Annotated in this window: 8 protein-coding genes; 3 read left to right on the forward strand and 5 right to left on the reverse strand. The window is 40.8% G+C overall.

Annotation, left to right across the window (positions count from 1 at the left end):
* The first annotated feature begins 291 nt into the window (after nucleotides 1-291).
* Nucleotides 292-3,618, forward strand: coding sequence for a pullulanase-type alpha-1,6-glucosidase (pulA, locus tag L4D09_RS25170; protein WP_428460295.1), 3,327 nt, complete (start codon nucleotides 292-294; stop codon nucleotides 3,616-3,618).
* Between the two features lie 149 nt (nucleotides 3,619-3,767).
* A complete protein-coding gene (locus tag L4D09_RS25175) occupies nucleotides 3,768-4,019 on the forward strand; it encodes a hypothetical protein (protein ID WP_428460296.1) in 252 nt (83 codons plus the stop codon).
* Nucleotides 4,020-4,200: 181 nt separating this feature from the next.
* On the opposite strand, the gene L4D09_RS25180 is transcribed toward L4D09_RS25175, so the two are convergent.
* From L4D09_RS25180 to L4D09_RS25200, 5 genes are all read right to left on the reverse strand, one after another.
* On the reverse strand, nucleotides 4,201-5,484 hold the full coding sequence (locus L4D09_RS25180; protein ID WP_428460297.1) for a dicarboxylate/amino acid:cation symporter: 1,284 nt from the start codon (nucleotides 5,482-5,484) through the stop codon (nucleotides 4,201-4,203).
* Between the two features lie 86 nt (nucleotides 5,485-5,570).
* Nucleotides 5,571-6,803 (reverse strand): NAD(P)/FAD-dependent oxidoreductase, encoded by a 1,233-nt coding sequence (locus L4D09_RS25185; protein WP_428460298.1) that lies wholly within the window; start codon nucleotides 6,801-6,803, stop codon nucleotides 5,571-5,573.
* Between the two features lie 265 nt (nucleotides 6,804-7,068).
* Entirely contained in the window at nucleotides 7,069-7,698 is a 630-nt protein-coding gene (locus L4D09_RS25190) for a MarC family protein (RefSeq protein WP_428460299.1), read from the reverse strand.
* A gap of 55 nt (nucleotides 7,699-7,753) precedes the next feature.
* Nucleotides 7,754-8,884 carry an S-(hydroxymethyl)glutathione dehydrogenase/class III alcohol dehydrogenase gene (locus tag L4D09_RS25195; RefSeq protein ID WP_428460300.1) on the reverse strand — a complete coding sequence of 377 codons (1,131 nt, stop codon included), beginning with the start codon at nucleotides 8,882-8,884 and terminating at the stop codon, nucleotides 7,754-7,756.
* A 205-nt stretch (nucleotides 8,885-9,089) separates the two neighbouring features.
* Nucleotides 9,090-9,380, reverse strand: coding sequence for a hypothetical protein (locus tag L4D09_RS25200; protein WP_428460301.1), 291 nt, complete (start codon nucleotides 9,378-9,380; stop codon nucleotides 9,090-9,092).
* 492 nt (nucleotides 9,381-9,872) lie between these two features.
* Between L4D09_RS25200 and L4D09_RS25205 the strand changes: the two genes are divergently transcribed.
* Entirely contained in the window at nucleotides 9,873-13,625 is a 3,753-nt protein-coding gene (locus L4D09_RS25205; protein ID WP_428460302.1) for a hypothetical protein, read from the forward strand.
* The last annotated feature ends 12 nt before the right edge of the window (nucleotides 13,626-13,637 follow it).

Below are 13,637 nucleotides of genomic sequence, written 5' to 3' on the forward strand. Positions count from 1 at the left end.
ATACTATCTCTGTTGGTTTAAGTGTTGCATTAGATTAGTAATATAAATATTAATTTAGCGTCTAAGCCTTTTGTGACCAATGTAAAATATGGTGCATTGGTGCTAGTTTTATATAGCATGTACATTTAGTGATGCACTGCCAAAACTCGTATTTATTTCTGCTATTCGATCACTAAATTGCGTTTGATCACAGATTGTAGAGCGACAAGTTCAGTATTGTTCCTGCCATAAAAATAAACTCAAATTTTTCTACTTCCCCCTATTAAAATTATGAGTATTAAGGGAAACATCGTGAACTTTAAATTATCTGCGGTCGCTAAAGCTGTTATACCTCTGTGTTCTGTTGTTATGTTTGTTGGTTGCAATAGTTCTTCTAACGATAGTACAGGTGATGGCTATTTTGACACGACTAATCCACCATCAATTGATATTGAACTTCCGAAAACCGATGGACCAGATGCCACTCTACCGGCGAGCGGCGAAGTGGACGAGCCGATTAGCGCAGGAACTAATGAAGCTGTAATTTATATGGTTGCTAAGAACGGTACTGCGGTTAGTCGTTCAAACAACTATTCAGACTATAGCTTACATGTTTGGAACAATGATACATGTGATCGTGCCCTTGAGCCTAACTCTGGTTGGGAGGATGACAGTATTACACCTGTGGGTGTGGATGAGTTTGGCCCTTACTGGAAGCTAAAACTAAATGATGCTGAAACCGATTGCGTTAACTTTATCATTCGAGATGAGAATTTAAGTAATTTGTCTGGCAGTGATGCCAAGATTGATTTCAATGAAATTCCTGATCGTACTGCGTCCTATTTGTCTGGTAGTACCAAATCATATAACGAACGAGGCGATGCTTATGTTCAATTATTCGGTGTTGCTAACGCAAGTGCTCATTTGGTTGAAGGCCATACGTTAATTTGGGATGAAGCAGAAGAGGCCGACGAAGTTCGCCTATATGTTGAGCTTGAAGGTGGCTTTGGCCCAAATAGCAATAACATCTATGACTCTGATTATATTGTGTTAGAACCAACAGTATTATCTGCCGATGTTAAGGCAAAATTCCCACATTTGGCGAATAAGCCTGCATTTTCCATTGATACTTCTATCGATATGCGACCTGTTATAAAGGCTGAGTTGGCGGCGCTGGCCGTTGATGATAAAGGTGTACTAATCGCTGGCACAAAAGTGCAGTCTGCGGGATCATTTGATCAATTGTTTGCCGGAAATGCTAAAAAATCAAAATTAGGCGCAGTGATTAGAGATGCTGACACTCAATTTAAGGTATGGGCACCGTCGGCGCAAAATATAGTAACAGTCTTGTTTAATCATGATAAAAAAGAACTTGGCCGCTTACAAATGGACTACGATGAGCAATCAGGTATTTGGTCATTGTTAACTGATAAGGCGCCGAGTGGTACGTATTTCCGCTATTTAATCGATGTCTTCCACCCGGTATCTGGCAAGATTGAGCGCTATCAAGTTACTGACCCATATTCATTAAGCTTATCCATGAACTCTGAATATAGTCAGGTTATTGACCTTGATGACACAAACCTTAAACCAGCAGGATGGGACGACCTTCAACGGCCTATTGACCAGACAAACCCAAGCCAGTTTGTGATATATGAATCACATGTACGTGACTTTTCAGCGTTAGATACCTCGACGCCGGAAAATGCGAGAGGAAAGTTTAAGGCCTTTAGTCAGCCAGATACTGTGCCTGTTGAGCATCTCAAATCACTCAGCCAAAGCGGCGTTACACACCTCCATTTATTGCCGATTTTTGATATAGCGACAATCAATGAAAATCCAGATGAAGTGGCTGATATCGATGAACCATTTAGTAAATTGTGCAAAGTAAACAGTGATGTTAACTCTTCAGAATTCAAGCAATATTGCGGTACAGATATGCTCATTTCTGAAGTATTAGCCGAAGTTAAAGAAAGTGATTCAGCTGAAAATCCAGCTGTTCAAGCGCTTAATCGTTATGTGTCAGATGTCGATTCATTTAACTGGGGCTATGACCCATTCCATTACACTGTGCCTGAAGGCTCGTACGCAACAGACGCAGAAGGACCTGTTCGAATTAAAGAATTGCGCGAAGCGATTATGTCGGTCAAAAATGATATTGGAATGAACGTGGTTATGGATGTGGTGTATAACCACACGAACTCGGCAGGCCCCGAAGCTCGTACTTCTGTACTCGATAAAATTGTGCCTTGGTATTACCAACGACTAAACCCTGAGACAGGCAATGTTACGAATTCGACTTGTTGTTCGAATACTGCACCTGAACGCGCGATGTTTGAAAAAATGATTACCGACTCGTTAGTTGTATGGTCGCGTGATTATAAAATTGATTCTTTCCGGTTTGATTTAATGGGGCACCACCCACTCGATCAAATGGAACGTTCATTATTAGCGGTGAAAAAAGTTGACCCTAATACCTATTTTTATGGTGAAGGTTGGGACTTTGGTGAAGTTGAAGGTAATGCATTGTTTACGCAAGCCACTCAACCCAATTTAGGTGGTACTGGTATCGGCAGTTTCTCTGATCGCCTGCGTGATGCGGTACGCGGTGGCAGCCCGTTTGACAGTGAGGAAAATCTTCGCAAAATGCAGGGCTTCGGTAATGGTATTTATGTGAAGCCAAATGACCTAGCAACACCTGATGCAGAGACACTTGAGTTAGCGCTTCACTACGCTGATTTAACTCGCTTAGGTATGGCGGGGAACTTAAAAGATTTCGTCATGGTTGATTCAAAAGGCGATACCGTTCGTGGGGATGAAATTGATTATAATGGTGTGCCTGCTGGGTATGCTGTGAATCCATCTGAGATTCAGAATTACGTATCTAAGCACGATAACCAAACCTTATGGGATAACAACCAATACAAAACGCCTTACGGTGTAACAGTAGAAGATCGTGTACGTATTCATGCGGTGTCTTTAGCGACAGCAATGTTAGGGCAGGCTATGCCTTTTACTCACATGGGATCTGAACTACTTCGCTCGAAATCAATGCAGCGTGACTCATACGATTCTGGTGATTGGTATAACCTTGTCGACTTTACATTACAAGATAATAACTGGAATAAAGGCTTACCACGTAAAGATAAAGATGGCGATAACTACGATATCATCGAAGATGTTATTGAAGGCGCCGGCGGTAACGCTGAGGTGACAAACAAAGAAATGTCCCAAATGTTAGCTTTCTATAAAGAGTTGGCTAATTTACGCCAATCATACCCATTAATAACATTACCAAGCGGTGAAGAAGTTAAGAAGCGTGTTGATTTCCACAATACAGGCGCTCAACAGACACCTGGTCTAGTCGTAATGTCGATTGATAATGGTACAAGTTCAGGTCTCGACCTTGATTCCACTGTCGATGGATTAATGATTGTCATTAATGCTACGCCAGATGAAAAATCAATTGATGCGCCGAACGGTGTAGAGCTAACTCTTAGCCAGCATCACAGCAAAGAACTCGCGAATGGTGCCGCTTTTGAAGGGGGGAAAATGGTTGTTCCTGCTTGGACACCCGTAGTTTTCGTTCAAAAACGAGATGTTACACGTAGCACAGGTATCCCTGTTTCTCAGAAATAGCGCAATAGAAGCTTAACTACACTGATGTAAGTTGTTACTAAGCCCTCGTAAGAGGGCTTTTTTGCTTTAGATTAATGTACTGTTCATGGTTTGTTCATTTTCAGTGAGGTAAATTAAAGCCAAGTGATTAAGAAAGAGAAAAGAATACGATGAAAAATATCATTACTAGTGTTGTTGCTCTTGTGATTGGTTTCTTTACTGTGATTTTTGCAGCTGTTGTTGGACTGTTTATCGGCATTGCCGCATTGATAGCCAAGCCATTCGTGAAGAAAAAAATCCAAACAGCTTATGAAGAAGCCGCAAAGCAGCAAGCATATCAACAAAATGGTTCAACCATTGAAGGTGAGTTTGAAGATTTAACGTCGCAATCATCACCTCGCACAAGCCAGAGTATGGCTTGAAAAGAGCATAAACGCCTGTAGTGAGCTGTTTCATGCTGCTCGTTAAATACAGCTTGAATGCCTGACTGCAAAAAGAAAATCCCTACCACTTTAGTTTCTTTCTAGTTGAAAGTGTATAAGGCGGTGGGGATTTTTTGCCAACAGAATAAACCTCTAACGTAGAGTGTTTGATAATAATGAATTATCCAATAAGGCTGGCATCCTTTGCCAATGTTTGAACTGGAACTGAGCGCTGTTGCCACTTATCTATAACCAAAGACGCAACAAGATCGCCTTCTACATTCACAGCTGTCCGGAATGTATCGAGTGGACGTTCGATGATAAGTAATATAGCAATAGCTTCTAGTGGAATACCGGCAGCAAGCAGTACTAATTGCATACCAGACATTGAACCTGATGGCATACCTGGTGCGCCAACCGATGAGACCATTGCCATAATGAATATCATGATTAAGCCTGTGGTCGTTAAATCAACACCAAACAGTTGAGCTAAGAATATTGCGGCAACACCTTCGAATAGTGCAGTCCCATCCATATTCATAACAGCACCCAATGGTAGCACCATGCTACTTGTACTTTGTGACACGCCTAGTTCTTCCTCTGCACTTCGCATTGCCAAAGGTAATGCTGCCGAGCTAGAAGATGTTGCAAAGGCCATCGCTAAGGGCGCTGATATTGCTTTAAACAGTGTTGTATATTTAATTCCGGTTGCTACTTTTGCAATCGTAGGTAATACAACTGCACCATGAATAGCAGTTAGTGCTAATACCAGTAACGCGAATAACGCTAATTGTTCGAATAATGACTCACCGCCATTCACTGTAAAATCAAACACGATAGCGAAAATAGCGATCGGAGATAATCTAACAATCCCTCGCACCATGGAATTCACCCCTTTACTTAACCCATCAAGCAGATCATATAAAGGGTGCTTGGCTGGCAGTGATGAAAGCAAGGCGATCCCAAGCATAAATGAGAACACGACGACGGCCAGCAAATTGCCTTCAGCTAAAGCTGACACTGGATTAATTAATGCCATATTTAATAGCTTAGTTATGATTGCGGTGCCGCCCGCAGCATCTTCACTGATTAATTTTACGCCATCTGCAACAGGTGCAAATTCTGTTAATGGTTGCCAAGCTGGTAATAGTAGTGAAGCACCCAGACCTAAGCTAATTGCAATAAAAGTGGTGAAACTATAAAACAGTAATGTTTGAAAGCCGATTTTCTTCAGACGTACAATCGAACCAATGCTCGTAATGCCTTGCAATAATGACAGCATGACGACAATGCCAACGATCATTTTTAGTAAACCAATATAAGTTGTTTTGCCCAGCATAAGTAATTGATACCAGCCTTGCTGAACAACATCGGTTGTGGTTGAGAACGCTAATGCGATTAGCCAAGCAGAAACGGCTGCCAGCATCAGCTGCAGAGGTAGAGAGTCACGAAGTTTAGACCACATGATTGTTGTTCCAATATATTAATTGTTTATATATGCGTTAATGCAAGAAGGAGCCTAAAGCTCCTCCCTTTGGTTCAAATGCTTGTTTAGGAAATATTTCTTTTATAGTATGGGTTTAATGCACATTTAATACGTTTGAGCAGTACAAGTGCGGTTACTCGTCCCCAGCCGAATAAAATTTGCTGGTGGAGGCGGAAAATAGTGTCGTAGAGATTACGAATTAATCGACCTCTCAATATTAGTTTTCCACTCATTAAGCTGCCAACGGCATAGTCATGGCCAACTGCGATCACCATTCCGCCGTCTTTGAATATAAATGGCTTTAAAGACTTACCTTTTAGTAATCGTTTGAACTGTTTTGCTAAGTGGGCTGCAGCTTGATTTGCAGCTTGTGCACGAGGCGGTACAAATGAACCGTTAGGCTGTGGACATTCAGCGCTATCACCCATAACGAATACCGCATCATCAATTGTTGATTGAAGGTTTTCGTCAACTTTAAGTTGGTTCAAACGGTTTGTTTCTAGCCCATCTAGTTTCGTTAGCCATTCTGCACATTTTATACCAGCAGCCCATACTTGCAGATTAGCGTTAATAACCTCGCCATCGGATGTAATTAGTTTCCCTTCTTCTGCACGCTGTACTCGGGTATTGGTACGAACCGTAATCCCTTGTTTTTCTAGTTGGCTTTGTACTTTTGCTGACATACACTCTGGGCCAGCGGGTAATATACGCTCAGAAGCTTCAATCAGAGAAATTTTGAGTTCAGCGCCATGGCGATAGCGCTGTAACTTTGCACTTACTTTCGCTAGCTCTGCGGCTAATTCAACGCCCGTTGCACCAGCGCCAACGATGGATAACTGGTGTTGCCCTTCAGCTCTGAGTAAAGGGTTGATCTGTTGCCATGCTTTTTGAGCTTGAACAGAAGAATCAAGAAATAAGCAATGGTCACTTACACCTGGTGTTTTAAAATCATTGCTGATGGCCCCAACAGCAATAACCAAGTAATCGTAATCAAGTTCTGAGGTTGTGCCATTTTCAGAGCGTAATTGCAGCGTCTTGGTTTCACGGTTTAGATCCGTCATCGCTGCTTGTACAAATTGATATTTATTGCAGCGGGCGTGCTGAATGTAATTTACGGCATCAAGTTCATCATCAAAAGTCCCAGCTGCAATCTCATGTAGACGAGGTTTCCAATAATGATGGGTCGAAGGCTCAACCAAAATAACCTGATGCTTATTGCTGCGACCAAAGCTTTTACCTAAACGAGTTACTAACTCTAAGCCTGCTGCACCGCCTCCAACAACAACAATCTTTGACATACTGTTTTCCACCTTGTCGCATTATTCACATTTAGAAATTCTGGTTACTCGCCGTCTGAGCCAGTAACCTTGTTGGCGTGTATTATATTGATACGCAGAAGGATGATAATCGCGTAAAAACATAAATAACTTTTACTGATGGGTAATAATCAAGATTTTGAGGATGAAAGGACGAATAAAAATCGTTGGTTTATATTTGCGAAGTGTTGGAGTAGGAGGTTAATGTTTAACTATTTACGTGTAACCAGTTGATTGATATTGGAAGTTACGCGCCTTCAAGAAAGGCCATCAGACCGTTTAGAATGGTTTGCACCGCAATTGAAGCAAGGATTAGCCCCATTACACGGCTTACAATACTCGCACCGCTTGTACCAATGACTCGTTGAATTTTATTGGCGAGTAAGAAAAACAAATAAGTAAAGGTCAGGACAATGATCAAAGCAACGAAAGTGGTGAATTGATCGTGCAATGAATAACGGTACTTATCTGTCGCTAAGACCACGCCCGTCATTGCACCAGGGCCAGCAATAGAAGGAACCGCTAAGGGGAAAACGGAAATATCAAGCGCATGCTCTTTACCATCACACATTTCACTTTCTTTCTCAGGTTTACTGCTATCAGCAAAAATTAAAGATAGTGCAAAGAGTAATAATACTAATCCGCCTGCAATCTGGAACGCCTCGAGCTGTATATCAAGCGCTTCAAGCAGCAATTGACCGCCGACCATGAACCCAAACAGCACCAAAAAGGCCATCAACACTGCACGTAACGCTACTTTGCGCTTAAGGGCTGCATTCATGCCTGCTGTCGCAGCAATGAAAACAGGGATCGACCCAACCGGATCGACCACTGCCCATAAAGAAACAATATTTTGGAATAAGCCCGCAGTTGTCATAATTCGTTAAGTGCCTGGTAAAAGTTTGTGTTCACAGTGGCGTCAATTGGTCATGTTATTTATCGAAGTGAATAACACTACGGATACTTTTACCTTCATGCATAAGATCAAACGCGTGATTAAGGTCTTCAAGCCCCATGGTATGGGTAATGAAATCATCTAAAGCAAACTCACCCGCCATATAACGTTCAACGATCTCAGGCAGCTCAGAGCGCCCTTTAACGCCACCGAACGCAGAGCCTCGCCATACACGCCCAGTTACGAGCTGGAATGGACGGGTAGAAATTTCTTGTCCAGCACCCGCGACACCAATAATCACAGATTCCCCCCAGCCTTTATGACAGCACTCAAGGGCAGACCGCATGACATTGACATTACCAATACATTCAAATGAGTAATCAACGCCACCATCGGTTAATTCAACTATCACATCCTGGATTGGTTTTTCATATTTTTGTGGGTTAATACAGTCTGTCGCGCCTAGCTTGGTTGCGAGTTCATATTTTGTTTCGTTGAAATCGATACCAATAATGCGACTGGCTCCGGCCATCTTCGCACCTATAATGGCTGAAAGACCGATTCCACCAAGACCAAATACCGCGACAGTGTCACCTTTTTGGACTTTGGCTGTATTTAATACCGCACCCATCCCTGTTGTGATACCACAGCCCAGTAAGCATACTTCTTCAAGTGGTGCTTCTTTATTTACTTTTGCCAAGGATATTTCAGGCAATACGGTGTATTCCGAGAATGTTGAACAACCCATATAATGATAAATGGGTTTACCGTCTTTATAAAACCGTGTTGTGCCATCTGGCATTAGGCCCTTACCTTGGGTTTCTCGTATTTTTTGGCAAAGGTTTGTTTTTCCGGATAGACAAAATTTACACTCGCCACACTCAGGAGTGTAAAGAGGGATGACATGATCGCCAACCTCAACGCTAGTAACGCCGTCACCGATCATTTCGACAATACCGCCGCCTTCATGCCCTAGGATCGCAGGAAAAATACCCTCAGGATCGTCGCCTGAAAGTGTAAATGCATCAGTATGACATACCCCAGTGGCTATGATGCGCACAAGTACCTCACCAGCACGAGGGAGCATAACATCCACTTCTTCCATAGATACAGGTTGACCTGCAGCCCATGCCACAGCAGCTTTCGATTTTATGAATTTATCAGTCATAGTCGTTCCTAGAGAGTCAAAATGTCAGTTACATGCTTAACCAGTATAGATGCTAGGCAATTTTCGAAAGGAATAGTTGGGAAGATTCAAACGGATAATAGTACACAAGACTATTATCCGTTTGATATTGTAATGTAAATAGCATGTCATTGTTTGGGCTGGGTGGGGTAAAAAGGCACTTAATAATCTCTTATAGACGAACTGACTATATATCAATTAATGAAGAGCGCTGAATATGACATGGGCGCGTGTTATATTCTATTTTTCGTGCATATTTTAATGATGAAGGAATATTGATACGCCATTCTTCTTTATTGGTTTTAAGTTGCTGATTTTTAATGATTGTTTGATTGGTTCTATGTAAATTAACATTAGCGCGATGGCTACTATTAGCAACATTTACCCAAGTATTGCTATTGTTGTTATTAATATCAGCGAATATGGGAGTTGATAGTGTAATAAGCAGTGTAAACACCACCATATTTATAGCGTTCATAATGACCTTTCTATATTGCAGCTTATTGAGCAAATTAATTGAATTAACTGAGGTGAGTACGAGTCTTTTAAAAGTAGAGATGTATCGTTCGTACTCATTCTGTGTGGGTATTATCTTTTATCTCACCTGTGTTGATAATCTGGATTATTATCAAATTACTTTTACTGAGCGGTAATAGTTATTCGAGAGGTTAGATAGGTGCTTTGATGCATGTGCGCTTAGTTATTACTTTGGCTTGTTTAGTGTGTTTATTTATTATGTAAAGTATCACTTATAGCAAACGGTCGACTTTGTTTTATATGAAAATCTTTTATAAATAAATGGATAGAATAAAAATATTGGTATATCTAGTAATAAATAATGATTGAATGGTTTTTGTTATATAACCGTCATATTTTTGTATTAGTTCCGTGACAACCTAAATATAGTTTACATCTTAACTACCTTCATTTGCATTTAATACTGATCTAATAAATACCATAGGGATATGTAATGATTACCAGTAATGCCTTTAACTTTTCAGATTTTTTAGATACGGGTGTAGACCCCAGAACAGGTACGTATTCTGCATCTATAAATACAATAACGCTAACAGGTAACGATTTATTAGGGCCTATTTTTTCAGGTGCACTGACGTATAGCTCATTTAATACGTTTGATTCAGGTTTTGGTGTGGGTTGGAGTATGCCTATTGGTCGTTTTAGATCAGCAACTTCAGAGTTAACATTATGTGACGGGTCAAACTTTAAGATTAGATGGAATAGCAGTCTTGGCCGCTACGAAATGCCATACCATAAGATCAAAAATATCCAAGTGCATTATAAAAATACGTCAGGAACGAAAAGTGGTGAGATATTTGTGTATCACTCTTCTGGCGATACTGAAGTGTATGATTATTCGAGTGGCTTGCTAGTTCGAAAAATATCACCGATAGGCCGGGTTCTTACATTCAGTTACTACAGTAGGTACAACGAACAGACGCTATATAGAGTTAGCGATGAAAATGGCCTGTTTATAAATATTGATACCTGGTCGGATAAATGGATTACGTCTGTGCAGCTATGGGATGACAGTGATCTTGTTTCTGAGGTAAAGCTATATTTAGCGCAGGAGGGGCACGGGAAAGCGCTGAAATATGCATGTATACCCAATGATACCTCTAAATATACGACGTTTAATTATAAGTATATCGGTTCAATGAGTGTCATGCTGATAGAGTCGTGCGTGTACCCTAGTGGCCTAGAAGAAAGGGTTCGTTATCGGGATTATGGCTTTAGTACTCCTTCCGGTACTCCTATGGAATATGTCCCTTATGTCACCGAATTACAACGCTTTCTTGGTGCTGATCAACCAACGGTTGTTCACAATTATGAGTACTCACAAAAAAACTATTTAGGTGCGTTCGGGACTAGAGCTTATAAAGCAGGTGAAGATACTCTTTTTAAGGAAAATAAAGATTATCGATACGAATGCACTGAGTTCATTGGTAACAAGCGTATAGAAAGGACCTACAATAAGTATCACCTTGTAACTTCTGAGGTTGCGTATACCGATGGAAGCCCGTATCAGGAAACTGAATACGATTATTACTGTGACGAAAGCAGAGATATTTCGCAGCAAGTCCCACAGTATTCTTTTTTGAAAACAAAATGTGTAAAGCTTCATAATCGATCTGGTGAAACAAGAACGATGGACGAAAGCTTCTCATTTGATGAATGGGGTAACCAACTTGAATTCACTGGCTTAGATAATACGAAGGAAATAAGAGAATATTTTCATGAGAACGGTGATGGAGCAATAGAGCCGTCGCCATTTGGGTTTAGGAACAAACTTAAAAAACAATCGATAGTACCTAATGGAGGTGATATTGATGTAAATAATACTAAGCACTATGAATATGAAATGATAGAGGGGCTATCTGAGCATAAAGTTTGTCTACTAAAGAAAGAAACGTTTTCTAACGTCACGATTGACTATGAGCACTATACAGATCGAAGCGATAAAATACGATTTGGCCGCAAGAAAATAGAACGTGAAGCCTTAAATGGCAATGAGGTTGTTTACGATAGTCAATACACCCGCGACTCGTCCTGCTTTAAGATACACCGTACAAACCGTTACTCCGATGGAACCGAAGTAAATAAATCTGAAGAGTTCGACCTCATTAATCAGAAAGTGATTTCTACTTCGGTAAACGACGCGATAGAAATGAAAGTGGCGTGGGGAAGCGATAATAATATCAAAGAAGAAGTACTTGAGCTTCGAGGTATCGCGGTATCAGCAACGCAATATGAACAGCAGGTTGGTGCTGAAGAGAATAAGGTTATTGAGATTAAGCCGGATGGGGTCAAACTCATTACAGAACTCAATAATGAGGGCGCAGAGCGTCGACAATATGCTGAAATAAATAGCGAACAGTTTATCTTGTCTGAGACGACTTATAACAATGTTGGTGAAAAAGACAGTTATACCGCTTATGACTACCTTCCTGATCGTCAGCTTAAGATGACGACCACATACGATTATGATGAGTGGGGAGAAGTTAGCAAAATCGTTCATCCTACAGGCATGGTGGAAAACGTTGATTATGATCCTGTCACTTTGTCAAAAAGTAAGTGGATTGATGGGTTGAATCGAACGACTCAGCGGTTCGATGAAGCTGACCGTTTGGTTTCTGAATCCCATTATGATGCAAATGGCAGGCATTTATATACAACGGAAAATAGCTATAACGTTCAGGGGCTGCTTTCTAACGCGACCACTTCTTTAGGTGCAAAGATTGAGTATGAGTACGATGGTTTAGAGAGAGTGATTGAACGACGAATCCACGCCGATGGCGAGACGGTCACTGAACGTTTTGCTTATGATTCACGCTCTTCTGAATCACTTGTTACTACCATACATGTTAATGACGTGCTTATTGCCGAAAAGGAATATAACGATTTAGGAAGAGTGACAAGAAAACGCTATAACGGCTGTGAATATTCATACCAAGACTTTGATGTAAATGGGAATCCCCAAACAATCATATTGCCAAATGGGGCAATAAGGAATCTCACTTATGATGAAGTTACCGAGCAAGTATTAAGTGACTATATCGACGGTGACCCAAAGTCTACCGCTTATTATACCTATAACCAGTCAGGCGAACTGAGATCATGTCATAACGTTAATAGTGATATTGAATACGATAGGGATAGCGCGGGTAACTTAGCACGAGTCACTTCGTCGGTGATGAGTAAATCACCGTTGAGCATGTCATTTTCAAATTCGATTGTAGGTACACTTTTCAACATCTCTGACTTTGCAGGAGCAAATATAGAGTTAAAACACGATGATTTTGGGCGTGTCATCAAAACCATCATGACTGTTGGTAGCGAGACTTTTACAGGTTCAACAGAATATGATGCCTATTCCCGCCCCGTATTTTACTGCTTTATTGGTAACGAGAACGACGTTGAATTAGTGGTTACTTATAACGATATTGGGCTTGAAAGCAAAAGGCAGTGGGCTGTTAATGGTCTAGAGACATTGAGTATTGCGACACACTATGACGATACCCTCAGGATTAGCGCTCGCATAAGCAATAATGGAAATAAGCAGACCGAAGAAACCTTTATCTATGATCAACTTGGAAGGGTAATCCATTATAAAGTTGAGGGAAATACATATCCGCTTGATCCGCATGAGAATGAAATTAAAGAACAGTTATTTAACTATGATGAATTTAATAACATTACGAAATGCGAAACCATTTTTGAAAACGATGAGCATAATGTAGAACTCTACACGTACGATGCGACGAACCCAATGCGGCTAATGTCTATCTATAATTCCCATTCGGCATATCTTAATCAACATTTTGAATATGATGAGTTTGGTAATCAAACTGTAGGCAGTAATGGCATCAAATATAGTTATAGCGGCAACAACCAGGTTGAAAAAATTCTTACCCCAGAAAATAAGCTTATTAAAGAGTATCGCTACAATGCGCTTGGCGAGCAAATATTTGCATTAAATGGAATTGACTCGAGTGAAATGTTTAATCACGACGGTGAATTAGTCGCGCTTAGAGCGGGCTCAAATTTAATGAGCTTAAGAAGCATTGATACCGGAGCCTCTATTACGGCATTAAATGCAAATGGGAAAGTTAACTTCGATATTAAATACAAAACGGTTAGTTCTGATCATGTCGGCAGCGTTAGCAGTAGTGCAGACCATAAAGTATTTACACCATTTGGATAATCATAGGATAAG

Source organism: Photobacterium makurazakiensis (assembly GCF_050336715.1).
In the GTDB taxonomy this organism is placed as follows: domain Bacteria; phylum Pseudomonadota; class Gammaproteobacteria; order Enterobacterales; family Vibrionaceae; genus Photobacterium; species Photobacterium makurazakiensis.